Source organism: Dietzia natronolimnaea, from assembly GCF_002289575.1.
GTDB lineage: Bacteria > Actinomycetota > Actinomycetes > Mycobacteriales > Mycobacteriaceae > Dietzia > Dietzia natronolimnaea_A.
Genome location: NZ_NTGA01000006.1, coordinates 1 through 21,298, shown reverse-complemented (window position 1 = coordinate 21,298; position 21,298 = coordinate 1). Strand labels below are relative to the sequence as shown.

Genomic DNA, 21,298 nt, shown 5'->3' with positions numbered 1-21,298 from the left:
CACGAGGGGTCACGGACAACGAGAGGCGGGTCGAGGACAGGCGATGACGACAGCAGCACAGCTGGCGGACGCGGTGCAGGCGAGCCTCCTCGGTGACAGGGCGGCAGCCGACGCGGAGCTGACCGGCGCCACCATCCGGGCCCAGGACGCGGGACCCGGCACGCTCTTCGCGGCGTTGTCCGGGTCGAGGATCCACGGTGCCTCCTTCTGCGCGACGGCGGTCGAGGCGGGCGCGTCGGCCGTACTCACCGACACCGAGGGCCTGGAGTTGATGGGTCCCGTGGCCGACCGTGTCCCGGTGTTGTTGCACCCGCGACCCCGGTCCGTCCTGGGCGAGGTGGCGGCGGCCATCGTCGGGGACCCCTCCGCCGACCTGGACGTCGTGGGGATCACCGGGACGTCCGGCAAGACCACGACGACCTACCTCGTGGAGGCGGCGCTCGCGGGCTGTGGCCTCGTGGCGGGGCTCATCGGCACCACGGGCAGCAGGGTGGACGGACGGCACCTGCCGAGCAGTCTCACCACGCCTGAAGCGCCCGAGTTCCAGGCCCTGCTGGGTGAGATGCGAGCCGGGGGTGCCCGCGCCGTCGCCGCCGAGGTCTCCAGCCACGCGTTGCGGCTCGGTCGGGTGGACGGGACGCGGTTCGCCGTGGGTGCCTTCCTCAACCTCTCCCAGGATCATCTCGACTTCCACCCGAGCATGGAGGACTACTTCCGGGCCAAGGCCCGGTTGTTCGACCCCGACGCCGACTCGGGTTCCGCGGTGCGGCCCGCCGAGCGGGCAGTGATCGTGGTCGACGACGACTGGGGGAGACGACTGCTGGCGTCCCGCCCGGACGCGGTGACCGTCTCGGCCGATCCCCGCGGGTCCGCCGACTGGACGGCGGGCGAGGCGTTGACCACCGACGACGATCGGCAGGCGTTCGCCGCGTGGGGGCCGCACGGGGTGACCGTGGAGGTCGATCTACCGCTCCTCGGCCGGTTCAACGTGACCAATGCACTCGTCGCACTCGCGATCGTCGACGCCCTCGGGCTCGACGTGCGGGCCGCGGCCGCCGGACTGAGCAGCGTGCGGGTGCCGGGGCGCCTCGAGCCGGTCGTCCGCGGGCAGGATTTCCGCGTCCTCGTGGACTACGCCCACAAACCGGCCGCGGTCGCCGCGGTCCTGAGGTCCGTGCGTGCGCAGACCCGGGGACGGGTCGCCGTGGTCCTGGGTGCGGGCGGGGACAGGGATCCGGGCAAGCGACCGCTGATGGGCGCGGCGGCCGCGGAGGTCGCGGACCTCGTGGTGGTGACCGACGACAACCCGCGCAGCGAGGACCCCGCCGCGATCCGCGCGGCGGTGCGTGCGGGTGCCGAGGCCGCGGCCGGCGAGGGGACCGGCATCGAGGAGATAGCGGACCGGGGTGCCGCGATCGCCGCGGCGATCGACTGGGCGCGCTCCGGCGACGCGGTGGTGATCGCGGGCAAGGGCCACGAGACCGGACAGGAGATCGACGGGGTGGTCTTCCCCTTCGACGACCGGACCCGCGCGGCCGAGGAACTCGTCAGACGCATGGAATACACCGACACATCGGTCCGGACGGAGGACACCACCTCATGATCGACCTCACCCTCGGCGAGATCGCCGGGATCGTCGGCGGTCGGTTGGTCGGCGGCGACCCCTCGACCGCGGTCACCGGTTCCGTGGAGTTCGACTCCCGCCGTATCGAGCCCGGCGGGTTGTTCCTCGCCCTGCCCGGCGAGCGGGTCGACGGCCACGAGTTCGTCGGCCGCGCCCTGCAGGCCGGGGCGGCGGCCGCTCTGGTCGCACGCGAGGTCACCGACGTCCCCGGGGCGGCGGGCGCCCAGATCGTGGTGCCCCCCGTCGACCGGCGCGCCACCAACGCCATGGCCCTGGCCGCGGACTCCGACGGGTCCGGCGCGGCGGTGCTCGCGGCGCTCGGAGCCCTGGCGCGGGCCAGTGTCGACAGGCTGGTCGCCGACCACGGGCTCGTCGTGGTCGGGATCACCGGATCCTCGGGCAAGACCAGCACCAAGGACCTCATCGGCGCGGTCCTCTCCGCCGCCGGGACGGTCGTCGCGCCGCCCGGGTCGTTCAACAACGAGATCGGCCATCCCTGGACCGCCCTCCGCGCCGATGAGTCCACCGACTTCCTGGTGCTCGAGCTGAGTGCGCGCGCGCCGGGCAACATCAGGGAGCTCGCTGAGATCGCGCCCCCGAGGATCGGGGTGGTGCTCAACGTGGGGACCGCGCACCTCGGTGAGTTCGGCTCGCGCGACGTCATCGCCGCCACCAAGGGCGAGCTGGTCGAGGCGTTGCCGGACGCGGCACATGGCGGCGTCGCGGTGCTCAACGCCGACGACGACCGGGTCCTGGTCATGGCCGGACGGACCTCCGCTGAGGTCGTGACGGTGGGGTCTGGCCGGTCCGCTGACCTCCGCGCCGAGGGCGTGCGGGTGGACGACGAGGTGCGGGCCTCCTTCCGGCTGGTGACCCCGGACGGCGAGGCCGATGTGGCCCTCCGGGTCCACGGGGAGCACCAGGTGGGCAACGCCCTCTCGGCCGCCGCGGTGGGCTTGGCCTGCGGGATGGACGTCTCGACGATCGCCGGCGCCCTCGGTACCGCCCGGGCCGCGTCCGCGCGGCGGATGGACGTGCGGGTGACCGCCGACGGCGTCACCGTGATCAACGACTCCTACAACGCGAACCCCGATTCGGTGCGGGCAGCGCTCAAGTCACTCGCCGTGATGGCGCGGTCGGGCGGGGGACACCGCCGGACCTGGGCGATCCTGGGCGAGATGGCCGAACTGGGCGAGGACTCGGTGACGGAGCACGACCTCATCGGTCGGTTCCTCGTGCGCCTCGACGTGTCCCAACTGGTGGTGGTCGGCCGGGGTCGCCCCCAGCGCGCGCTGTTCCAGGGTGCGGTGCAGGAGGGGTCGTGGGGGTCGGAGGCGGAGCACGTCGGGACCGCAGAGGAGGCGTGCGCCGTCGTGGACGAGCAGGTGCGGCCGGGGGACATCGTGCTGGTCAAGGCCTCGGCGGCTGTGGGTTTGTGGAGCGTCGCGGAGCATCTGCTCGCGACGCGTGGTGAGGAGACGTCCGAATGACCCAGATCATGGTCGCTGGCATCGTCGCCTTCGTCGTGAGCATCTTCCTCACCCCGGTGCTCATCATCTACTTCCGTCGCCACGGCTTCGGGCAGGAGATCCGCCTGGAGGGCCCGCAGTCCCACATGAGCAAACGCGGCACCCCCAACATGGGCGGCATCGCGATCCTCGCCGCGGTGTGGCTCGGCTACATCGTGGCCGGACTGGTGGGACTGGTGACGGTCGGCGGCGGGGGATTCACCGCCTCCGGTCTGCTCATCCTCGGGCTGGCGACCGCCTTGGCGGTGGTCGGGATGATTGATGACGGCCTCAAGGTGTTCAAGCGGCACAACAAGGGTCTGGGCATCCTGTCCAAGACCGTCGGCCAGGTGCTCGCGGCTCTCGCGTTCGGCATCCTGGTCCTGGGTTTCCGGAACGACGACGGGCTGACCCCCGCCAGCCGCTCGTTGAGCTACATGCGCGACTTCGTCGCCGTCACCTTCCCGGTGGTCGTCTTCCTCATCTTCATCGTGGTCCTGGTCTACGGCTGGTCCAACGCGGTCAACTTCACCGACGGTCTGGACGGGCTGGCCGCCGGGTCGATGGCCATGGTCATGGGCACCTACGTGGTGTTCAGCTTCTGGCAGTTCCGCTACTCGTGCTTCTCCACCGCGGAGGGGGTGGATCTGTCCGGGTGTTACCAGGTGCGTGACCCACTCGACATCGCGGTGGTGTGTTCGGCCTCGCTCGGGGCGTGTCTGGGCTTCCTGTGGTGGAACGCCGCCCCGGCCAAAATCTTCATGGGCGACACGGGGTCGATGTTCCTGGGTGGCATCGTCGCGGGCGTCTCGGTGGTCTCGCGCACCGAGTTGCTCATGGTCGTCGTCGGCGCGGTCTTCGTGATCGAGTTCGTCTCGGTCCTCATCCAGGTCGTGGCGTTCCGCACCACCGGCCGTCGTCCGTTCCGCATGACACCCATCCACCACCACTTCGAGAACGGCGGGTGGGCCGAGACGACCGTCACCATCAGGTTCTGGCTCCTCGTGGCCATCTCCTGCGGTCTGGCGATCGCGCTCTTCTACGGTGACTGGCTCGCGAGCACATCGGGGTGACGGACGTGACAGGGCGCGAGACGACAGGGCGCGAGACGACAGAGCACGAGACGACAGAGCACGAGACGAGAGCATTCAGCACGGCAGGGATCGGCGGCTCCGGGCAGGGTCTCGGCATCAGCGACCTCGCCGGAGCCCGCGTCCTGGTCCTCGGCGCCGGGGTGTCCGGCCCGGGGGCGGTCCGGATACTCCACGCGCTCGGCGCTGAGCCCGTGGTGGCGGACTCGCGACCGGATGCCGTCGAGCTGCTCCAGGCCTCGCTACCGGAGGGGGTGGGCTGTACCGGCGTCGGCCTCGATCGCGCGGCCGAGATGCTTCTCGACACGGGCCCCGGCCGGATCGACCTGGTGGTGACGAGCCCGGGGTGGCGGCCCGACTCCCCGCTGCTGCGGTCCGCCACCGAGGCCGGCCTCGAGCTGTGGGGGGACGTGGAACTGGCCTGGCGGGCCGATGCGGCCGGGATGTTCGGACCGCCGCGGACCTGGCTCGCGGTGACGGGTACCAACGGTAAGACCACCACCACCTCGATGCTCGAGTCGATCTGCCGGGAGGCGGGCATGGCCGTGCGGGCGTGCGGCAACATCGGCCTGCCCGTGACGGAGGTTCTGCTCGCCGAGCCGAGGGTCGAGGTGCTCGCGGCCGAACTGTCGAGTTTCCAGCTCCACTGGGCGCCGAGCTGCCGACCCGACGTGGGGGTAGTCCTCAACGTCGCGGAGGACCACCTGGACTGGCACGGGTCGATGGAGGCGTACGCCGCGGCCAAGGCGCAGGTCCTCACCGGGCGGGTGGCGGTGGCCGGGAACGACGACCCGATCGCCTCCCGACTACTGGAGGAGGCGCCCGCGTCCGCGCGGATCGGGGTGCGCCTCGGCGCGCCCCGTCACGGGGAGCTGGGGGTGGTCGACGGTGTCCTCACCGCGCGGATCGGTGGCCGCGGGGACGACGACGAGGTGCCACTGCTGCCGGCCGTGGACGTCCGACCGCCGGGACCCGCGGGCGTGCTCGACGCTCTCGCCGCCGCGGCTGTCGCGATGTCGGTGGGGGCGGAGGCGGAGCACGTCGCCGCCGGTCTCCGGGGGTTCACGGTGGCCGCGCACCGCGCAGAGCTGGTCGACACGGTGGACGGGGTCCGCTACGTGGACGACTCCAAGGCGACCAACCCGCATGCGGCCCGCACGTCGCTGCTCGCGGGCGGGACGATGGTGTGGCTCGCCGGCGGACTGCTCAAGGGCGCCGATGTCGACCCCCTGGTCGCGGAGGTGGCGGACGTCCTGCGCGGGGTGGTCCTGATCGGCCGCGACCGGGCGCGGATCGCCGAGGCATTGTCCCGACACGCGCCGGGGGTGCCCGTCGTGGAGCTGGCCTCGGGAGACGATGACGGTGCGGCGGCTCCCGACGAGCCGCAGCAGACGATGGACCGGGCGGTCGCCGAGGCCGCACGGATGGCCACCGGAGGCGACACCGTGCTGCTCGCCCCCGCCGCCGCGTCGATGGACATGTTCACCGACTACGGCCACCGCGGGCGCAGCTTCGCGCTCGCCGTGGGCCGGGTCGCCGGGAGGTAGGGCATGACACTTCACGAATCCGCTCGCCGGGACAACGCCGACGATGCCGGCACCGCACCCCGGCCCGACCTGTTGGGTCGTATCGCCGCGCCGCTGGCGGCGATCAACCGTGCGCCGCTGACCTCCTTCCACGTGGTCATGGTGGTCACCGCCCTGCTCACGGTGATCGGCCTGGGGATGGTGCTCTCGAGCTCCAACGTCCTCGCGTTCTCCGGTGGCGGCACACCCTTCGACATCTTCCTCCGCCAGGCGGTCTTCGTGACGATCGGCTGGGTGGGGTTCGTGGTCGCCCTGCGTATGCGGTTCGAGCTTCTCCGAGCAGCCGCGCTGCCGATGCTGCTGGTGTCCATCGGGCTGCTCATCGCCGTCCTGATCCCGGGCGTCGGCATGGAGATCAACGGCTCCCGCGGATGGATCGACCTCGGGTTCTTCGCGATCCAGCCCGCGGAGATCGCCAAGTTCACGTTCATCGTCTGGGCCTCGTCGGTGGTGGCCAAGCGGATACGCACCGGGTACTGGCTCGATCTGCTCTTCCCGGCCATCGTGGGCTACGGGGTGGTCGCCGCCCTCGTCGTCGTCGCCCCCGACCTCGGGATGGCCACGGCGGTGACCCTCGCCTTCCTGTGCGTGCTGTGGTTCGCCGGGTATCCGACCCGGCACTTCGTGTGGGTGATCGCCTTCGGCACCGTCGTGTTCGGCGTGCTCGCGGTGACGTTCGCCTACCGGTTCGAACGGGTCAGGACGTTCGCCAACACCTTCGTCGGGGACTTCTCCAACCCGCAGGGATCGGCGTACCAGTCGTATCAGGGGATGCTCTCCCTGGCCGAGGGCGGCCTGTTCGGGGTCGGCCTCGGTCAGTCCAGTGCCAAGTGGTTCTACCTCCCCGAGGCGACCAACGACTTCATCTTCGCGATCATCGGAGAGGAACTCGGCTGGTTCGGGGCCGCGGTCGTCGTCTCGCTGTACCTGGCGTTGGGATGGGCGGGTATGCGCATCGCGCTGCGCTCGGCCGACCCGTTCCGGCGACTGCTCGCCGGCACCATCACCACGACGATCGTCCTGCAGGCGTTCATCAACATCGGGTACGTGGTGGGCCTGCTGCCGGTCACCGGCCTCCAGCTACCTCTGATCTCCAACGGTGGCACCTCGGCGGTGGTCACCCTGGTGTCGCTCGGACTCCTCGCCAACTGCGCCCGGCACGAGCCCGAGGCCATCTCCGCGATCCTCAGCTCCCCCGAGCGGCGCCGGCGTCGGTGGTTCACCCTCCCGGATCCGCGCCCCTACACCCCTGAGCGCCCGGTTCCCGCCTCGGACGCCCCCGGCCGCTCGAGCGCCGGCGCCCGGCGCTACGGCGAGCCCGTCACCCGCCAACCGTCGCCCCGACGCAGGGCCGCCCAGCCCGCACCGGCACCGCGGCCGGCGCGCGGTGCGCCCGCCGGTCCGCGGTACGAGTCGATGCCGATCCCGGCCGACGCCGCCCGGGACCGACGCCGTGGGGCCACCGCCATGACCGGGCGCAACGCCAAGCCCGTCCGAGCCCGGGACGACGACCGGCGCCGGCCGCGGCGACCCGCGGCCGACCCCGGATCCCGCCAGTCGCCGGGCGGTGCTGGACCCAGTCCCATCCACCGGGGACGGGAGCGATGAGCGCGCCGCGCACCGACGCTCTGTCAGTCCTGGTCGTGGGAGGCGGTACCGCGGGCCACATCGAACCCGCCCTGGCCGTCGGTGAGGCCGTGGCCGAGCTGGATCCGAATGCCCGTGTCACCGCTGTCGGCACCCCGAAGGGTCTCGAGACCGAGTTGGTCCCGCGCCGCGGTGTCCCCCTCGAGTTGGTCGACCCCGTTCCCCTGCCCCGGAAGGTCGGGGGGGACCTGTTCCGCCTGCCGACACGGTTGGCGCGCGCGGTGCGCGGCGCGCGCGCCGTACTGCGCCGGACGGAGGCCGACGTCGTGGTGGGGTTCGGCGGGTACGCGTGTGTCCCCGTGTACCTGGCGGCCGCCCTCACCAGGGGCCGGGTCCCGATCGTGGTCCACGAGGCCAACGCCCGCGCCGGGATCGCCAACAAGCTCGGCGCACGGTTCGCGGTGGCCACGCTGGCCGCGGTCAGTGGATCCGGACTGGACGCCCGGGTGGTGGGCAATCCGGTGAGGCGGGCGGTGGCCGGCCTCGACCGGGAAGCGTTGCGGGCCGAGGCGCGGGCGACCTTAGGGCTGGACCCCGACGCGCCGACCGTGCTGGTGGTGGGTGGATCCCAGGGAGCCCGATCCCTGAACTCGGCGATGGCCGTGGTGGCGCAGGAGTTCTCCGACGCCGGCGTCGGCGTGCTGCACGCCGTGGGGCCCAAGAACCTCGGTGACGCGCCGGTCGTGACGGGGGACGGCCCCGCCTACGTGACCGTGCCGTATCTGGACCGGATGGACCTGGCGTACGCGGCGGCCGATCTGATCCTGTGCCGGTCCGGGGCGATCACGGTGGCCGAGGTGTCCGCGGTGGGGCTGCCCGCCGTGTTCGTCCCGCTCCCGCACGGCAACGGGGAGCAGGCGCTCAACGCCCGGGACCTGGTGGCGGGCGGGGCGGCGCTGCTCGTCGAGGACGCGGCGCTCACACCGGACCACCTCCGGTCCACGGTCCTGCCACTCGCACTGGACCGCGACCGGCTGGACACCATGTCCGCGGCCGCCGTCAGTGGCGGCTCACGAGATGCGGCGGAGGTCGTGGCGCGGATCGCGATCGACGCCGCCGGAAAGGCACGGCGTTGACCGAGAGCACCACACCGGAGGCCCGCTCCACCGGGGACGACTTCACGACGGGGTCCGTTCCCGACACCCTGGGTCGTGTCCACATGATCGGCATCGGCGGCGCGGGGATGTCCGCCGTCGCCCGCATCCTGCTCGACCACGGGGTGGCGGTCTCGGGCAGTGACGCCCGGGACTCGGCGGACCTCCGTTCCCTCGAGTCCCTCGGCGCCGTGGTCCGGGTCGGCCACGACGCGGCCGCCGTGGACGCGCTCGACTCCCCGCCGCAGATCGTCGTGGTCTCCAAGGCCGCGATCCCCGCGGACAACCCCGAGCTGGTCGCGGCCCGGGCGGCGGGGATCCCCGTGGTGACCCGGTCCCAGGTCCTGGGCCACCTCGCGCGGGCGGGTCGCTCGATCATGGTGTGCGGCACGCACGGCAAGACCTCCACCACGTCGATGCTGATCGCCGGGATGCTCGCCGCCGGCGCGGACCCGTCCTTCGCGGTGGGGGGCACGGTCCTGCAGTTCGGCACCAACGCGCACGGCGGCGCGGATCCGGTGTTCGTGGCCGAGGCCGACGAGTCCGACGGCTCGCTCGTGCACTACGAGCCGGACGTGGTGATCCTCACCAACGCGGAGCCCGACCACCTCGACCACTTCGGCACGGCGGAGGCGTACTTCGAGGTCTTCGACACGTTCCTCGCCCGGATCCCGGACACCGGCGCCCTGGTGGTGTGCCTGGACGACGAGGGAGCGGTCGAGCGCGCCCGCCGTGCGGCGTCCGCGGGTGTCCGGGTGGTGGGGTACCGCACCGCGGGCGGCGCGGAGACCGACCTGCCGGTCGCGGGGGAACTCGCCGGGATCGACGTCGATTCCGGCGGGACCCGGGCCGTTCTCACGCTCGACGGTCGCCCGCGCGGGGACCTCCACGTGGGTACCCCGGGTCGCCACATGGCGCTCAACGCCCTCGCGGCCCTACTCGCAGCCCGGGAGGTCGCGGGGGTCGCCGGGATCGACGTCGAGGACTTCCTGTCCGGCCTGTCCGGCTTCGGGGGCGTGGGGCGGCGGTTCGAGCCCAAGGGCACCGCCACCGTCCCGGGTGGTCGGGTGCGGGTCTTCGACGACTACGCGCACCATCCGACCGAGGTCAGGGCGGTGTTGAGCGCGGGGCGGGAGATCGTCTCCGCGGACGGCGGCCGCCTGATCGCCGTGTTCCAGCCCCACCTGTACTCCCGGACCCGCATCTTCGCCGAGGAGTTCGGGCGGGCCCTGTCCCTCGCCGACGAGGTGGTGGTGCTCGACGTGTACGGCGCGCGCGAGCAGCCCGAGCCCGGGGTCGACGGTGAACTCGTCGCCCGCCACGTCAGCTCCCCGGCCCACCACGTGCCCGACCTCGACTCGGCCCTGGCCACGGTCGTCGACATCGTCCGGCCCGACGACGTGGTGTTCACCCTCGGGGCCGGGGACATCACGACGCTCGGCCCGAGGATCGTGGGCGGACCCACGGGGAGCGGGACGGGGTCATGACGAGGGCCGCCTCGTGAGGGGGACACCGCGGTGACCGACGAGCCACGCGAGGACGCGGCGGATCCGACGACGTCGGACGATCCCGACCGACGGCTCGCCGCGGCCGCCGTCCGCCGCTCCGACGAGCGGGTGCGCCACTCGGACCCCGCGGTCCGGGCCACCCTGCGCAGGCGGCGACGGCGCACCAACCGTATCTACATCGGGCTCGGTGTGGCCCTGGTCGTCCTGCTGGTCGGGTACATCGCGATGTACTTCCTGCCGGTGTTCTCCGTCCGGCAGGTCCAGGTGACCGGGACCAGCACGATCCCGGTGGAGGCGGTGACCGAGCGGGCGGCGGTGGCCCCCGGAACCCCGTTGCTCCAGGTGGACACCCACGCGGTGGCGCGGCGTGTCGCGGGGATACCGAGGGTCGACCAGGTCACCGTCACCCGCGACTACCCGTCGACCCTGCGGATCTCGCTCATCGAACGGACGGCCCTGGTGGTGGTCGAGGTCGACGGCGCGAGGCACCTGGTCGACGGGCAGGGGATCGATTTCGGACAGGGCGATCCGCCCCCCGGAACCCCGGAACTCACCGTGGGGCAGGAGGCCCGCTCCGACCTGCCGGGGATCGTCCGTGACCTGTCCGTCGTCTTCTCCGAGGTCCGGGGGACCGCGGGGCAGGAGATCGCCTCGGTGGACGTGGAGACGCCGGCGTCGATCGTCCTGACCCTCGTCGACGGTCGGATCGTCGAGTGGGGGGCCGCCGGCCGCGACCACGAGAAGGCGGTCGCGTTGGAGATGGTCCTCGAGCAGCCCGGCGAGATCTGGAACGTCTCCAATCCGGCGCTGCCGGCGTCGCGGTAGACCGACACGCCCGCGAGCCTCGTGGACGGGCGGGTCCGGTGCCCCTACCGTGTGACCCGACGGCGGAAACCGCCTCTGACCAGCAACTTTAACCCTCAAGTAGAGGGTGAGAGTTGGGCGAGAGTCTTTCGTCGAGACAGCATGCAACCGAGCACGACACCCCAAAGGAAGGCCGGGCCTCGATGAGCTCACCGCACAACTACCTCGCAGTCATCAAGGTCGTCGGAATCGGGGGCGGCGGTGTCAACGCCGTGAACAGGATGATCGACGAGGGCCTCAAGGGCGTCGAGTTCATCGCGGTGAACACCGATGCTCAGGCGCTGCTCATGTCCGATGCCGACGTCAAGCTCGATGTGGGTCGCGAACTGACCCGGGGCCTCGGTGCCGGCGCGGACCCGGAGGTCGGACGCAAGGCCGCGGAGGACCACAAGGACGAGATCGAGGAGGTCCTCAAGGGCGCCGACATGGTCTTCGTCACGGCCGGTGAGGGCGGCGGCACCGGCACGGGCGGCGCGCCGGTCGTCGCGGCCATCGCGCGCAAGCTCGGCGCGCTCACCGTCGGCGTCGTCACCCGCCCGTTCTCCTTCGAGGGCAAGCGCCGCGGGGGACAGGCGGAAGCGGGGATCGAGGGCCTGCGCGAGGCCTGCGACACCCTGATCGTGATCCCGAACGACCGCCTGCTCCAGCTCGGGGACGCCGGCGTGTCGATGATGGAGGCGTTCAAGACCGCCGACGAGGTGCTCCTCAACGGCGTCCAGGGGATCACCGACCTCATCACCACCCCCGGCGTGATCAACGTCGACTTCGCCGACGTCAAGGGCGTCATGTCCGGGGCGGGCAGCGCGCTGATGGGGATCGGCTCCTCGAGGGGGGAGGGCCGGGCGTACAAGGCCGCGGAGGCCGCCATCAACTCGCCGCTGCTGGAGACGACGATGGAGGGCGCCAAGGGCGTACTCATGTCGATCGCAGGCGGCAGCGACCTCGGCCTGTTCGAGATCAACGAGGCCGCGACCCTCGTGCAGGAGGAGGCGCACCCGGACGCGAACATCATCTTCGGCACCGTCGTCGACGACTCCCTCGGCGACGAGGTGCGGGTGACCGTCATCGCCGCGGGGTTCGAGGGCGGCTCCCGTCAGACCTCCGGCTCGGGCGGGGCACGGCGGGGCCGCCACCATCTCGACGACGAGGAGGTCCCCGGGGCGTCCGGCGAGACCGGCGGTGCCCCCGGGCTCGGGTCGACCCCTCTCGACGGGGGCCGTCGCGAGGAGCGCCGCGAGGCGGGCCAGTCCGGTGCGGGTTCCCAGGGGTCGCGCCGCAGGGACGAGGACGACGACATCGACGTCCCCCCCTTCATGCGGCACTGACCGGATGGCGCCCCACGCCCCGGGCCGGGTCCGCCGGGTCGTCACCTCCCGGCGCGGTGGCGTGTCCACGGGGGATTTCGACTCGTTCAATCTCGGTGACCACGTAGGCGACGCCCCGTCCGCGGTATCGGCCAACCGGGCCCGCCTCGCGCGGATACTGGGACTGCAGGCCTCGGACGTCGTGTGGATGGACCAGGTCCACGGCACCCGGATCGCCCGGGTCACCCGCCCCACGGGCGGAGCCGTACCGGCCACCGACGGACTGGTGACCGACCGGCCAGGGTTGGCGCTGGCCGTGCTGAGCGCCGATTGCGTGCCCGTCCTGGCCGCGGATGAGCAGGCCGGTGTGATCGGCGCGGTGCACGCTGGCCGCGCGGGGGCGGTCGGGGGTATCGTCCCCGCGCTGATCGGGGCCATGACCTCGTTGGGCGCGCAGCCCGAGCGGATCAGCGTCCTGCTGGGACCGGCGGCGGCGGGTCAGCACTACGAGTTGCCCGACGAGCTCGCGGACGAGGTGGAGAAGGCGCTGCCGGGCAGTCTCACCCGGACCGTCGCGGGGACGTCCGGGGTGGACCTGCGCGCGGGCCTGACGCGCCAGCTCGCCGGGCTCGGCGTCGACCGCGTGGACAGCGACCCGCGGTGCACCATCGCCGACGAGTCCCTCTTCTCCTACCGGAGGCAGGGCCGCACGGGACGCCAGGCCAGCGTGATCTGGCGGCAGGTATGACCGGCTGGCGACCGGCCGCGATCCTCCGCTAGGTTACGGACATGCAGCGAAACGCCAGTCCGGTGTCCGGTAGCCGTGTCTGATCCCCGGACCGAGGAACTGGCCGCCAGGCTCGCCGAGACCAGGGAGCGACTGGACGCGGCGCTGGCGGCGGCGGGCCGTCAGGACGGCGTCGACCTCGTCGTCGTCACCAAGTTCCACCCGGTCGGCGACGTCGCACGACTCGCCCGCCTGGGGGTGCGCGACCTGGGGGAGAACCGGGTGCAGGAGGCGGCCGCGAAGGTGGCCGACCTGTCGGCGACCGAACCGGACCTGGCGCGGGCCGTGCGGTGGAACATGATCGGCCACATCCAGTCCAACAAGGCCGCCGCGGTGGCCGGGTGGGCGGACCGCGTGCACTCGGTCGACTCGGTCAAGGTCGCAAGCGGCCTCGACAAGGGCAGGGGCCGGGCCGCGGCGGACGGCGACCACCCCGGGGTGCTGCCGGTGCTGCTCCAGCTGAGCCTCGACGGGGACACCTCACGTGGCGGAGTGGCCCGCGACGACCTCCCCGCGCTCGCCGATCACGTCGCGGGGCTGGACCACCTCCGGCTGGCCGGGCTCATGGTGGTGCCGCCGTTGAGCGGACCGCCCGCCGCGCACTTCGCCGAGGCCGCCCGGGTGGCGGAGGAGTTGCGGCGCGATCACCCGGGGGCCCGCGAGTTCTCCGCCGGGATGTCCGGCGACCTGGAATCCGCGATCGCCGCCGGTTCGACCTGCGTGCGTGTCGGAACGGCGATCCTGGGACCACGGCCAGTAGTTTGAGGTCCAGCATCGTGGGGCCTTCCCCACGAGGAACGGCCCGCGACGACCCGTATCAGGAAGGTCCCCGGAAGATGAGCGCAATCGCCCGGTTCAAGGAGTACTTCGGAATGTCGCCCGTCGCGGCGTACGAGGACGAGTACCTGGACGACTACGACCGCCCGATCCACCACGACATCCGCGGTTCCCGTGCGCTGCACGAGGCCGACGACCTCGGCGGAGTCGCCCGCGATCGCCGGGCGGACTACGGGTACGCCGCCGATCGGTACGGCGACGAGGCGACCCCCCGGCCCCGGCTGGGTGACCTCGATCCCGTCGACGAGCCCACCCCGGACCGTCGCCACCGCGGTCTCGACGACCCCGCCCCGCGCCCGAGGCGCTACCACGCCGCCGAGGCCGGGGCCCGGGCCTCGCTCCGCGGCGTCCCCGTCACCCGCGGCGCCGTCGCCCTGGCCCCGGAGGAGGACTTCGTCGAGGACGGCCTGGTGACCCTCCCCGAGACCGTGGTCGAGCGTCCGCGGGGATTCGGTGACGGCAAGAGCCTCGGGGAGCACTTCCGCGCGGGCCGCGCCGTGGTGTTGGATCTGTCCACGATGGCCTCCGGGGACGCGCGCCGGATGGTCGACTTCGCCGCCGGTCTGGTCTTCGGCCTCGACGGCCGCATGGAGAAGGTCACCGATCGCGAGCGCACCTTCCTGCTGCAGCCGGCCGGAATGGACCTCACCGAGGCGGAGGTCCGGGACGCGGTCAACGGCGCGTTCCGTCGCTGACCCCGGGTGGTCACCCCGTCTGACCGGGTGCCCGCGGCGCGGCGTCGATCGCTGCCAGTAGGCTTGTCCCGTGCGTGAAATCCTGCTGGTCCTTTACATCATCACCCAGGTCTTCTGGTATCTGCTCCTCGCCAGGATCGTCGTGGAGATGATCGCCTCGTTCTCCCGTGGCTGGAGCCCCCGCGGTGTCCTGGCGGTGGTCCTCGAGTGGTTGTTCACCATCACCGATCCTCCGGTCAAGGCGCTGCGCAAGGTCATCAAGCCGGTCCGGCTCGGACAGGTCTCCCTGGACCTGTCGGTGCTGGTGCTCTTCGTGATCATCATCGTGATCCAACTGGTCCTGCGGATCATGATCACCAGCGTCGCGTGAGGGGCGTGGCGGGACACAGGTGACGCGTGTAGGCGGGCCGCTGGTGACGCGCGGGCCGAATGTGACTAGATTGGCACGCGTTAAGGTAGTAATGAAGTCGTGGGTCCGGTTCGAGAACGCCGGGCCGGCACCCGAGACGACCACGAGGGGTATCCCATGCGCTTGACTCCAGCCGATGTGCACAACGTCGCGTTCTCAAAGCCGCCGATCGGTAAGCGGGGCTACAACGAGGACGAGGTCGACCAGTTCCTCGACCTGGTAGAGGAGGAGCTCGGAACCCTCGTGGAGGACAACGACGACCTCCGTCAGCGTGTCGACGAGTTGACCAAGGACCTCGAGAAGGCCCGCAAGTCGGCGGACAAGTCCGACAAGGCCTCCGGCGACTCCGCGAGCGGTTCGGGTGCCGGCCGCGTCGAGGAACCGCGGGCCGCCACCCCGCCTCCCGCGCCCGCCGCCCCCGCGCCGACCCCGGCGCCTGCGGCCACCCCGTCCCTCGCGAGCGAGGACAGCGGTTCCGCGAACTCGGACACCCATCTCCGCGCGGCCCGCGTCCTCGCGATGGCACAGGAGATGGCGGACCGCCTCACGGGCGAGGCCAAGAAGGAGTCCGACGGACTCATGGCCAAGGCCCGTGGCGAGTCCGATCGCCTCGTCGGCGACGCCAAGAACCAGTCGGAGAAGATGGTCGGGGATGCCCGCAGGGAGGCCGACAAGATCCTCGGCGAGGCCAAGACCAAGTCCGACGGGATCGTCAAGGACGCCCAGACCCGCTCCGAGCAGCAGATCAAGGAAGCACAGGCCAAGGCCGACGCCCTGCAGGCCGACGCGGAGCGCAAGCACACCGAGATCATGGCCACCATCAACCAGCAGCGCGGGGTGCTGGAGGGTCGCATCGAGCAGCTCCGGACCTTCGAGAAGGACTACCGCAGCCGCCTCACCAGCTACCTCGAGAACCAACTGACCGAACTCGGCAAGTCCGGGTCCGCCGCCCCCACCGCACCGGCCGAGAACGCCGGCGCGCCGGATCAGGGTGGCAAGAAGGACGGCGGCCACCGCGCCGAGTAGACCCCGCACCGTCGCGTCCGGTCCCCGCCCCTGCCCAGGGTGCGGGGACCGACGTATATTCGGGGAGTGGGTCCGCCCCGGAGCCGGTGCATTCCACGACTCGCACCACGGCAGGAGGAACGCATGCTCGTCGCCGCACTCGGACTGACGCTGCTCGGCTTCGCCTTCCTGGTCGCGGCCGTGGCGACCGGGCAGATCGGGTGGGCGTGGGCCTGCATCGTGGCCGGCGCCCTCGGCCTGCTGTTGCTGCTCATGGATCTTCTCCGCGGGAGGACGGCCCGTGACGGCTCCGGCGCGACTCCGCCGGACGCGAGCGACGAGGCGGAGGAGACGGACGCCCACAGCGACAGGTAACATCATCCGATGTCCGGCGCTGAGCCGGATGCGTTGAGATCCGGCCATCACCGGGGAGCGCTCGGAAGAACGGTCGGCCCCGAGGTGGGGGCGGCTCAGTAGAACCGAACCGGGGGAGCCAGTCAGGGCCCCCGACCCACGAGTGGGCGTCGCACCGTCGACGCCAAACGGGGTGGTACCGCGGACGGATGCGCCAGTCGCGTCCGGTTCGTCCCCGAGCGCAGGCCTGTCGGCCCCACGGGTACCAGCTCGTGCGGGCCCGTACCTCGAGGAGTCCGCCCACATGAGCACCGAGTCTGTGAACACCGAGTCTGTGAACACCGAGCCCACCGCAACGGGTAGCGCGTACCCGATTCTCGACCTCACCGGCGGCACCACCGCGCAGTCGCCGTCGTTCCCCGCGCTCGAGCAGACCGTCCTGGCCCGGTGGGACGAGCGCGACACCTTCCGGGAGTCCGTCCGCAGGCGAGCGGACGCCCACGAGTACGTCTTCTACGACGGCCCCCCGTTCGCCAACGGCCTACCCCACTACGGGCATCTGCTCACCGGGTACGTCAAGGACGTGATCCCGCGCTATCGCACCATGCGCGGGTACCTGGTCGAGCGCCGGTTCGGCTGGGACTGTCACGGTCTGCCGGCCGAGCTCGAGGCGGAGAAGCAGCTGGGGATCACCGAGAAGTCGCAGATCCTCGAGATGGGTCTGGCCGAGTTCAACGCGGCGTGCGAGACGTCGGTCCTGCGCTACACCGACGAGTGGGAGGACTACGTCCACCGCCAGGCCCGCTGGGTGGACTTCGAGAACGACTACAAGACCCTGGACATCGACTTCACCGAGTCCGTCCTGTGGGCGTTCAAACGCCTCTACGACAAGGGCCTGGTCTACAAGGGCTTCCGCGTGCTGCCGTACTCCTGGTACGAGCAGACGCCCCTGTCCAACCAGGAGACGCGGTTGGACGACGCGTACAAGATGCGACAGGACCCCGCGGTCACGGTCGGCCTGCCGCTCGAGGCCCCGCAGTCCAGCCCGTTCCACGGGGCCGAGGTGCTGGTGTGGACCACCACCCCCTGGACCCTGCCGTCCAACCTGGCCGCCGCCGTCCACCCCGACATCGACTACTGCGTGGTGCAGGTGAACACGGGTGAGCTCGCCGGCCGACGCTTCGTCGTGGCCGAGGCCCGCCGTGGGGTGTACGCCCCCGAGTTCGGTGAGGACGCGGAGGTGGTGGCCACGGCCAAGGGTTCCGCACTGGTGGGGCTGCCGTACGTCCCGCCGTTCGACTTCTTCGCCGGCCACCCCAACTCGCACGTGGTGCTGTCGGCCGACTACGTCACCACCGAGTCCGGTACCGGCATCGTGCACCTGGCACCCGCCTTCGGTGAGGAGGACAAGGACGCCTGCGACGCCGCCGGGATCGAGCTGGTGATCCCGGTGGGGCCGGACGGCAAATTCACCTCCGAGGTGCCGCCGTACGCCGGCCAGCTGGTCTTTGACGCCAACGCCCCCATCTCCCGCGACCTGCGGACCGCGGGCCGGCTGATCCGGCACGAGACCATCGAGCACTCGTACCCGCACTCCTGGCGCTCGGGTCAGCCGCTCATCTACATGGCGCTGCCCGCGTGGTTCGTCAAGGTCACCGCGTTCCGGGACCGGATGGTCGAGCTCAACCGCGAGCACATCACCTGGATGCCGGAGCACGTCCGCGACGGGCAGTTCGGCAAGTGGCTCGAGGGCGCGCGGGACTGGAACATCAACCGAAACCGGTACTGGGGCGCGCCGATCCCCGTCTGGGAGTCCGACGACCCCGCCTACCCGCGCGTGGATGTCTACGGGTCTCTCGACGAGCTCGAGGCCGACTTCGGCGTGCGACCCACGGATCTGCACCGTCCGTACATCGACGAGCTGACCCGGCCCAACCCCGACGACCCGACCGGCAGGTCCACCATGCGGCGGGTGGCCGACGTGTTCGACTGCTGGTTCGAGTCCGGGTCCATGCCGTTCGCCCAGGTCCACTACCCCTTCGAGAACAAGGAGTGGTTCGAGACCCACAACCCGGGCGACTTCATCGTGGAGTACAACGGCCAGACCCGGGGCTGGTTCTACACGCTGCACGTCCTGGCCACGGCCCTCTTCGACAGGCCCGCGTTCACTCACGTCGCCGCGCACGGCATCGTGTTGGGCAACGACGGGCTCAAGATGAGCAAGTCCAAGGGCAACTACCCGGACGTCAACGAGGTGTTCGCCCGCGACGGCTCGGATGCCATGCGCTGGTTCCTCATGAGTTCCCCCATCCTCCGCGGTGGCAATCTCGTGGTCACCGAACAGGGCATCCGGGAGGGCGTGCGCCAGGCCATGCTCCCGCTGTGGAACTCCTACAGCTTCCTGCAGCTGTACGCCGCCGAGCGCGCCACCTGGCGGACGGATTCGCCCCACGTGCTGGACCGCTACATCCTGTCGCGTCTGGCCACGACCCGGGACGCGATGACCCGGGCCCTGGACACCACGGACATCGCCGCCGCCTGCGACGAGCTGCGCCAGTTCGCCGACGCCCTGACCAACTGGTACGTGCGCAGGTCCCGGTCGCGGTTCTGGGCGGGGGAGTCGTCGGGGCAGGATTCGCGCGATGCCTTCGACACCCTCTACACGGTGCTCGAGACGACCATGCGGCTCGCCGCCCCGCTCCTGCCGCTCATGTCGGAGGTCGTGTGGACCGGGCTGACCGGGCGGGAGTCCGTCCACCTGGCGGACTGGCCGGCCGACGACGAGCTCCCGCACGACGCCGGGCTGGTCGAGGCGATGGAGGCCGTCCGCGACGTGTGTTCCACGGTGTCCTCGATCCGTAAGGCAAAGCACCTGCGCGTGCGCCTGCCCTTGAACGCGCTCACCGTGGCGATGCCCGACGCCGAGCGGCTGGAGCCGTTCACCGGCATCATCGCCGATGAGGTGAACGTGCGCGAGGTGCGGCTGACCAGCGACGTGGCCGCCCACGGGCGGATGGAGTTGGCGGTCAACGCGCGGGCGGCGGGGCCTCGGCTGGGCAAGCAGGTGCAGGCGTGCATCAAGGCCGCCAAGACGGGCGACTGGTCCGAGGTCGACGGCGTGGTGGTGGCCGGGGGCGTCGAGTTGCAGGAGGGCGAGTACGAGCACCGCCTCGTGGCCGCGGATCCGGAGTCCACGGCGGCGCTTCCCGGCGGGGCCGGTCTGGTGGTGCTGGATCTGACCGTCACGCAGGAGCTGGAGGCCGAGGGCTGGGCCAAGGACCGGATCCGCGAGATCCAGGAGGCCCGGCGCGCCGCCGGCTTCGACATCTCCGACCGCATCCGGGTACGCCTGGAGGTCCCGGCGGACCGTCGCGAGTGGGCTGACCGTCACGCCCGCCTGATCGCCGACGAGGTCCTGGCCACGGATTTCGAGGTCGTCGAGGCGTCGGCCCCGGGCGACGGCGACGCCGAGGAGCTCGGTGACGGTGTCAGGATGACCCTGGCCCGGGTCTGACACGGACCGGTCCTGAGCCGAGACGGGAACCGGCATGGCTGACGGGCAGGACCGGTGGGTCCTGCACGTGGACATGGATGCCTTCTTCGCCTCCTGCGAGCAGCTCACCCGGCCGACGCTGCGCGGTCGGCCGGTGCTCGTGGGAGGCGTGGGGGGTCGCGGTGTGGTGGCGGGGTGTTCGTACGAGGCGCGTGCCCGCGGGGCGCGTTCCGCCATGCCCTCGCACCAGGCCAGGCGGCTCGTGGGCCCCTCGGCCGTCTTCGTGTTCCCCCGGATGGCGGTGTACCGCGCGTTGAGCCGCCGGGTGTTCGAGGTCTTCTCCGCGCACGCTCCGGTGGTCGAGCAGGTGTCGGTGGACGAGGCCTTCCTCGAACCGCCTGAGCTCCGTGGTGCCGACGCCGAGCGGACCCGCCGGTGGGCGGAGGACCTGCGGGCGGCGATACGCGAGTCCACCGGACTGCCGGCCTCGGTGGGGGCGGGGGCGGGAAAGCAGTACGCCAAGATCGCCTCCGAGCTCGCCAAGCCCGACGGGATCGCCGTGGTGCCCCGACGCGATCACTCGGACGTGCTGTATCCGCTCCCGGTGCGGAGTCTGTGGGGCGTGGGGCCGGTGGCGGGGGAGAGGCTCTCCCAGTTCGGGATCTCCACCATCGGCGATCTGGCCGCGATGGACGACGACGACGTGGTCCACGCGCTCGGCAGGACCGTGGGGCCGGCGATCGCCCGGATCGCACGGGGATATGACGACAGGCCGGTGCACGAACGGGCCGAGGCCAAACAGATCAGCGCCGAGAGCACCTTCGCGGCTGACCTCACCACCGCCGGACAGGTCGCGGCGGCCGTGCGCAGATCGGCGGAGGGCGCACACCGGCGGCTACTGGGCGACGGGCGGGCGGCCCGGACCGTGACGGTCAAGATCAAGCGCACGGACTTCACGTCGATGACGCGGTCGTTCACGTTGCCGGTGGGTACGACCTCGCTGGAGACGATCATCGCCGTCGCGCGGTCGCTGGCCCCCGACCCCCTGGACTTCGGCGCGATCCGGCTGCTGGGCGTGGGCCTGTCAGGGCTGACCGAGATCCACCAGGACGCCCTGTTCGAGCACGAGTTCCTGCCCGGGACGCGGCAGGGACCCGGGCAGGACGAACTCGACGAGCTCCCCGACATCCTCGGGGTCGGCACCACGGTCACGACAGACGACGAGGCCTCGGGCCCGGGTGCGGAGGCCGCGGATGACCCGCTCTCCGCCCCACCGGCGATCGGCGCGTGGCGTCAGGGACTGCAGGAGAGGTTCCGCACGGGTTCGGACGTGCGCCATCCCCAGTTCGGGCACGGCTGGGTCCAGGGCTCCGGCCACGGCCGGGTGTCGGTCAGGTTCGAGACGGCGGTCACCGGTCCCGGGAGGATGCGGACCTTCGCCGAGGACGATCCCGACCTGGAACTCGCCGATCCGCTGGACTCCCTGGGGTGG

17 protein-coding genes are annotated in these 21,298 nt (G+C 71.7%); all 17 read left to right on the top strand.

Going from position 1 to position 21,298, the window contains the following annotated elements:
- Positions 1 to 43: 43 nt before the first annotated feature.
- Positions 44 to 1,603 (top strand): UDP-N-acetylmuramoyl-L-alanyl-D-glutamate--2,6-diaminopimelate ligase, encoded by a 1,560-nt coding sequence (locus tag CEY15_RS03555; RefSeq protein ID WP_095717342.1) that lies wholly within the window; start codon positions 44 to 46, stop codon positions 1,601 to 1,603.
- A complete protein-coding gene (locus CEY15_RS03550; protein ID WP_095717341.1) occupies positions 1,600 to 3,114 on the top strand; it encodes a UDP-N-acetylmuramoyl-tripeptide--D-alanyl-D-alanine ligase in 1,515 nt (504 codons plus the stop codon). The genes CEY15_RS03555 and CEY15_RS03550 overlap by 4 nt, the downstream gene beginning before the upstream one ends.
- Positions 3,111 to 4,205 (top strand): phospho-N-acetylmuramoyl-pentapeptide-transferase, encoded by a 1,095-nt coding sequence (gene mraY / locus CEY15_RS03545; protein ID WP_095717340.1) that lies wholly within the window; start codon positions 3,111 to 3,113, stop codon positions 4,203 to 4,205. Before CEY15_RS03550 ends, mraY begins: the two co-directional genes overlap by 4 nt.
- Positions 4,202 to 5,770 carry a UDP-N-acetylmuramoyl-L-alanine--D-glutamate ligase gene (gene murD / locus CEY15_RS03540; protein WP_428844181.1) on the top strand — a complete coding sequence of 523 codons (1,569 nt, stop codon included), beginning with the start codon at positions 4,202 to 4,204 and terminating at the stop codon, positions 5,768 to 5,770. Before mraY ends, murD begins: the two co-directional genes overlap by 4 nt.
- A gap of 3 nt (positions 5,771 to 5,773) precedes the next feature.
- Positions 5,774 to 7,417 (top strand): putative lipid II flippase FtsW, encoded by a 1,644-nt coding sequence (gene ftsW / locus CEY15_RS03535; RefSeq protein ID WP_245847195.1) that lies wholly within the window; start codon positions 5,774 to 5,776, stop codon positions 7,415 to 7,417.
- Positions 7,414 to 8,532: an undecaprenyldiphospho-muramoylpentapeptide beta-N-acetylglucosaminyltransferase gene (murG, locus tag CEY15_RS03530; protein WP_095717339.1), complete on the top strand. Its 1,119-nt coding sequence runs from the start codon at positions 7,414 to 7,416 to the stop codon at positions 8,530 to 8,532. Before ftsW ends, murG begins: the two co-directional genes overlap by 4 nt.
- Positions 8,533 to 8,615: 83 nt before the next feature.
- The gene (gene murC, locus CEY15_RS03525) at positions 8,616 to 10,037 is read left to right on the top strand and encodes a UDP-N-acetylmuramate--L-alanine ligase (protein WP_217987075.1); all 1,422 of its coding nucleotides are present in this window, start codon (positions 8,616 to 8,618) and stop codon (positions 10,035 to 10,037) included.
- A gap of 30 nt (positions 10,038 to 10,067) precedes the next feature.
- Positions 10,068 to 10,883, top strand: coding sequence for a cell division protein FtsQ/DivIB (locus CEY15_RS03520; RefSeq protein ID WP_095717337.1), 816 nt, complete (start codon positions 10,068 to 10,070; stop codon positions 10,881 to 10,883).
- A gap of 182 nt (positions 10,884 to 11,065) precedes the next feature.
- The gene (gene ftsZ, locus CEY15_RS03515) at positions 11,066 to 12,247 is read left to right on the top strand and encodes a cell division protein FtsZ (RefSeq protein WP_095717336.1); all 1,182 of its coding nucleotides are present in this window, start codon (positions 11,066 to 11,068) and stop codon (positions 12,245 to 12,247) included.
- A 4-nt stretch (positions 12,248 to 12,251) separates the two neighbouring features.
- Positions 12,252 to 12,974 (top strand): peptidoglycan editing factor PgeF, encoded by a 723-nt coding sequence (pgeF, locus tag CEY15_RS03510; RefSeq protein ID WP_095717335.1) that lies wholly within the window; start codon positions 12,252 to 12,254, stop codon positions 12,972 to 12,974.
- 75 nt (positions 12,975 to 13,049) lie between these two features.
- On the top strand, positions 13,050 to 13,778 hold the full coding sequence (locus tag CEY15_RS03505) for a YggS family pyridoxal phosphate-dependent enzyme (protein ID WP_095717334.1): 729 nt from the start codon (positions 13,050 to 13,052) through the stop codon (positions 13,776 to 13,778).
- 71 nt (positions 13,779 to 13,849) lie between these two features.
- Positions 13,850 to 14,545: a cell division protein SepF gene (locus tag CEY15_RS03500; protein ID WP_095717333.1), complete on the top strand. Its 696-nt coding sequence runs from the start codon at positions 13,850 to 13,852 to the stop codon at positions 14,543 to 14,545.
- 70 nt (positions 14,546 to 14,615) lie between these two features.
- On the top strand, positions 14,616 to 14,915 hold the full coding sequence (locus tag CEY15_RS03495) for a YggT family protein (protein WP_017835521.1): 300 nt from the start codon (positions 14,616 to 14,618) through the stop codon (positions 14,913 to 14,915).
- 156 nt (positions 14,916 to 15,071) lie between these two features.
- Complete coding sequence (gene wag31, locus CEY15_RS03490; protein WP_095717332.1) at positions 15,072 to 15,980, top strand: DivIVA-like cell division protein Wag31; 909 nt, start codon at positions 15,072 to 15,074, stop codon at positions 15,978 to 15,980.
- A 123-nt stretch (positions 15,981 to 16,103) separates the two neighbouring features.
- Positions 16,104 to 16,334, top strand: coding sequence for a phage holin family protein (locus CEY15_RS03485; protein WP_017835519.1), 231 nt, complete (start codon positions 16,104 to 16,106; stop codon positions 16,332 to 16,334).
- 283 nt (positions 16,335 to 16,617) lie between these two features.
- Positions 16,618 to 19,827 carry an isoleucine--tRNA ligase gene (ileS, locus tag CEY15_RS03480; protein ID WP_095717331.1) on the top strand — a complete coding sequence of 1,070 codons (3,210 nt, stop codon included), beginning with the start codon at positions 16,618 to 16,620 and terminating at the stop codon, positions 19,825 to 19,827.
- Positions 19,828 to 19,861: 34 nt separating this feature from the next.
- Positions 19,862 to 21,298, top strand: a 1,437-nt coding sequence (locus CEY15_RS03475) for a DNA polymerase IV (protein ID WP_095717330.1), incomplete at its 3' end; no start/stop codon positions are given.

What these genes read in the sequence shown, in the direction of transcription:
- CEY15_RS03555 (WP_095717342.1), top strand. Translation starts at nt 44, where the DNA reads ATGACGACAGCAGCACAGCTGGCGGACGCGGTGCAGGCGAGCCTCCTC.
- CEY15_RS03550 (WP_095717341.1), top strand. Translation starts at nt 1,600, where the DNA reads ATGATCGACCTCACCCTCGGCGAGATCGCCGGGATCGTCGGCGGTCGG.
- mraY (WP_095717340.1), top strand. Translation starts at nt 3,111, where the DNA reads ATGACCCAGATCATGGTCGCTGGCATCGTCGCCTTCGTCGTGAGCATC.
- ftsW (WP_245847195.1), top strand. Translation starts at nt 5,774, where the DNA reads ATGACACTTCACGAATCCGCTCGCCGGGACAACGCCGACGATGCCGGC.
- murG (WP_095717339.1), top strand. Translation starts at nt 7,414, where the DNA reads ATGAGCGCGCCGCGCACCGACGCTCTGTCAGTCCTGGTCGTGGGAGGC.
- murC (WP_217987075.1), top strand. Translation starts at nt 8,616, where the DNA reads ATGATCGGCATCGGCGGCGCGGGGATGTCCGCCGTCGCCCGCATCCTG.
- ftsZ (WP_095717336.1), top strand. Translation starts at nt 11,066, where the DNA reads ATGAGCTCACCGCACAACTACCTCGCAGTCATCAAGGTCGTCGGAATC.
- pgeF (WP_095717335.1), top strand. Translation starts at nt 12,252, where the DNA reads ATGGCGCCCCACGCCCCGGGCCGGGTCCGCCGGGTCGTCACCTCCCGG.
- CEY15_RS03500 (WP_095717333.1), top strand. Translation starts at nt 13,850, where the DNA reads ATGAGCGCAATCGCCCGGTTCAAGGAGTACTTCGGAATGTCGCCCGTC.
- wag31 (WP_095717332.1), top strand. Translation starts at nt 15,072, where the DNA reads ATGCGCTTGACTCCAGCCGATGTGCACAACGTCGCGTTCTCAAAGCCG.
- CEY15_RS03485 (WP_017835519.1), top strand. Translation starts at nt 16,104, where the DNA reads ATGCTCGTCGCCGCACTCGGACTGACGCTGCTCGGCTTCGCCTTCCTG.
- ileS (WP_095717331.1), top strand. Translation starts at nt 16,618, where the DNA reads ATGAGCACCGAGTCTGTGAACACCGAGTCTGTGAACACCGAGCCCACC.